The 3275-nt window shown below is 32.9% G+C and carries 3 protein-coding genes; all 3 read right to left on the bottom strand.

Going from position 1 to position 3275, the window contains the following annotated elements; genetic code table 11:
- Nucleotides 1-136: 136 nt before the first annotated feature.
- A complete protein-coding gene (locus JIV24_RS21985) occupies nt 137-964 on the bottom strand; it encodes a restriction endonuclease (RefSeq protein WP_200467235.1) in 828 nt (275 codons plus the stop codon).
- A gap of 249 nt (nt 965-1213) precedes the next feature.
- Entirely contained in the window at nt 1214-2215 is a 1002-nt protein-coding gene (locus tag JIV24_RS21980; RefSeq protein WP_200467234.1) for a hypothetical protein, read from the bottom strand.
- A 212-nt stretch (nt 2216-2427) separates the two neighbouring features.
- The gene (locus JIV24_RS21975; protein ID WP_200467233.1) at nt 2428-3009 is read right to left on the bottom strand and encodes a DUF3885 domain-containing protein; all 582 of its coding nucleotides are present in this window, start codon (nt 3007-3009) and stop codon (nt 2428-2430) included.
- Nucleotides 3010-3275: the final 266 nt, after the last annotated feature.

The following is a 3275-nucleotide window of genomic DNA, read 5'->3' as shown; positions in this document are numbered from 1 at the left end:
TCTACTGGTATTGGTAAACTACAAACTAACGATTTCTAAAGCCAAATCAAAGATTTGGCGGTGTTCGATTACCCAACTTAGCTTCCATGTGCTCTAGAACGCCAATTGCTTTATACTAGCGTGTTGCCCACAGTATTTAGTTTTTATCTTCTCTAATTATTCCTTTTTCAGTTATTGTAAATGTTCTTTCTTCAAAAAGTGATTTCATAATCAGCCAGATTTGGTCTACTGGATAAAACTTTAGATTTGAATTCAATCTTGTAAGAACTCCAGTAAAAATAATTTCTCTAATTTTTATTTTAGAATTGCTTTTTTCGTTGATTAAATAAGCACTGTCAAGTCTATATCCCTTGCTGAATACTTGCCAAAATCCCACATTATGTAATTCTTTTTTAAAGGTTGTCATATAATCTATAAATGGAGTTTTCTTGCCATCTAATAATTCGATTTTAACTTTGTCAATTTCTATAACTTCCCCAGCTAGTTCTGTTTTGTCAACCGCGTCTATAACTGTACGTAAAATTTCAGGTCTATTAATCCAAGTTTTGATGTCGAATATTCTTTTTCGGCCTTGAAAGTCATTTTCTTCGATTTCTCTTAATTCAACTAACCCAATATTTCGATGTTTAGCGAATGATATTCCATCAGGTGTAAATCCACTTCTTGATACAATTATACCTTTGTTAAGTCCAGCATCTTCAATTATCTCAGATACCTTCATTACGATATCCTTGTTAATTTTATCTTTCCAATATTTACATTCAATTGCTGTTTTGTAACTATGAATTCCATCTGAATGATTGGTTAATACATCAATTTGATGATTAACACCAGACTTCCCTTTTACTTTACAATTATTTCCATAACCTTCTATTTTAACTCCAGATTTTTTTCCTAAAGTTTCATAAATATACTTTGTAATGGATTCATATTTCTTCCAATCCAAATTTGTTTTTTCTGACATTTATTATCGAATTGTAAATATTGATTGAAGTTCGTAATTCATATTGTGGGCAACGGCCTGCCGTATAAAGCGTAAAGGGATTTGACCCTAGATACTTTCCATATTGAGCAGAGCCAAATCGCTGTATTTTGTTTTAAGTTTTCATTTCAAAAGCCAAATCAGTGATTTGGCGTTGGTTGCCGAGGCTCCAAACCAACCAAATTAGACTATGCCCTTTATGCTTTATAACGGTTTGTTAGCACACGTACCTTATTCATAATATTCAATTTTTCTGTACGATATAGATTTAATTGTTCCATTCCAAAACTCTTTCTTTTCAATCCAACTGTTGCTATTGTCATATTTATAAGCACACTTTGAAGTGAAACTTGCAATACTTGTTGTGTCAGAATCAAAAAAATCAGCTTTTATTTCATTACCGTTCTTGTCTTTATAGCTAATTGAATAATCGTCTAAAATGCCATTTGTAAATGATTTGAAGTAATCTATATTGTTTATTGAATCAATATTCCAATGCCTTTCAATCGTTAATGTATGAGAATGAGACTCTACTCGTTCGAAAATCTTATTTCCATTCTCATCGTATTTGAAGTCCTGAGTTACAGTTGGCATCATACTCGAATTCAAGTCAATTCTCCTAACTAATTTCTTGTTATCGTCATACCAGTTTTTTGTAGCCATAAATAGTACATCATTACTATCATATGCAGTAATAAGCTCAAGGTTATCTGTGGTATCCCGCTCTGTAATCCATTTGTCCACATGCTTACCATTTACCATAGATATCATTTGCTTAGTATTATGGTTTGGATAAGAAATAACAGATTGATTGATACTATTTATTGATGAATCAACTATTAATATTAACTCTTCATTTGGATTATATTTATATGTCACCAACCTATCTGAAATAGAATTTAATGGGTAAGTATGACTTTCATTTTTAAGGTTGACCGAATCGGTATAATTATATTTAGAAACATAATTAGTAGTTCCGTCTTCATTAAATTCTGCTTTTGAAATGAGGTTGCCATTTTTATCAAATTTGGAAACTGTTTTAGAGTCAAAGTACAAATCACAATGTTCTGGATAAGCTTTTAGTTTCTTAAATTTTCTCTTTGCTTCCCTTTGGGTATTGGCTTCAACGACAGCTTCTCCAAATACTGTCTCCGTAATCTGTTTAATCTCTTGCGCATTGGTATTGAATATTCCGCAAATTAGAATCAACAATATGTATGGTATCTTTCTCATTGTATGTGTGCTAACGGTGGCTAGATGAAGCGTATGGCGACTTAACGAACCAAACTTTCCTAACGCCTCAGAGCCAAATCTTTTATTTGTTTTTATCTTTTCAATCCTAAAGCCAAATCAAAGATTTGGCGGTGGTAATCGAAGCTGCGAACTTGCCAAAAGTCACGACCGCCAAATGCTTTATACTAGCGTGTTGTAGCACGTAATTTCTATTAGAGGCCATCTTCTCTTTCTGAAATCCAATCTTTATATTTTAATTTCAATTTGTCACGGTTCTCTGTTGAGTCCATAATAATGTCAACTCCACCATCATATGGAGCAATTATACAATGCTTAGATGGACAAATGAACATTGCTTGAAATTCATCGTCAGCAATTGCTCTTAGCATTTCATTTTTACTGTCCGACTGCCATTTTTCAATTTTTGCAAATATGTCAAAGTACATTTCGACTTCATATTCATCAGGTCGTTCTTCAGTCAGGTTTATAGTCAGGACTTTATTATACTCACCAAAGTCTGTTTGGTCTGTATGTTTATCGTTTGTTAAGTAGTCAGTATAATGTCCATATGCTATTACGACCTCAGTTTCTTCACCAATTAAATCTTCAATTAGTTGTTTTTGTCGGTCAAGTATGGTTTCATATTGGTTTTCAGTTTCGGCATACCTTTTAGATTCTGGAAGACTGTGAATTCTTAACCAACGATTTTTATATATCCATTTAAGTTCGTGCTTGATAGGAAACGAATCTGGATATTCTTTTTGCCAAAATCTTATGAATTCTGCGTCTTTCATTTTTTTATGTGCTACAACGGTTCGGCTATGAAGCGTAAGGGGATTTCGAAGCGCATAACTTTCGAATCTCGCTGAGCCAAAGCGTTGTATTTGTTTTTATCTTTTTCATTTTAAAGCCAAATCAGCGATTTGGCGTTGGTCGGTTTTATGCTGACTTTCCAATAATCTCTAACCTCCTTATGCTTTATTAGCCATTGTTGCCTGCAGTTTTTATTAAAACTTCACTCCAGGAGCTAAAACCAACTGAAAGAAAATTAAAAGGAGAA

The organism is Carboxylicivirga marina (assembly GCF_016612505.1).
GTDB classification, from domain to species: domain Bacteria; phylum Bacteroidota; class Bacteroidia; order Bacteroidales; family Marinilabiliaceae; genus Carboxylicivirga; species Carboxylicivirga marina.
Note: the sequence above shows the minus strand (reverse complement) of the source record. Positions and strands in the feature narration are given on the sequence as shown.

Bases quoted from the DNA above. Each gene is read 5' to 3' on its own strand.
- JIV24_RS21985 (WP_200467235.1), bottom strand. From the start codon at position 964: ATGTCAGAAAAAACAAATTTGGATTGGAAGAAATATGAATCCATTACA.
- JIV24_RS21980 (WP_200467234.1), bottom strand. From the start codon at position 2,215: ATGAGAAAGATACCATACATATTGTTGATTCTAATTTGCGGAATATTC.
- JIV24_RS21975 (WP_200467233.1), bottom strand. From the start codon at position 3,009: ATGAAAGACGCAGAATTCATAAGATTTTGGCAAAAAGAATATCCAGAT.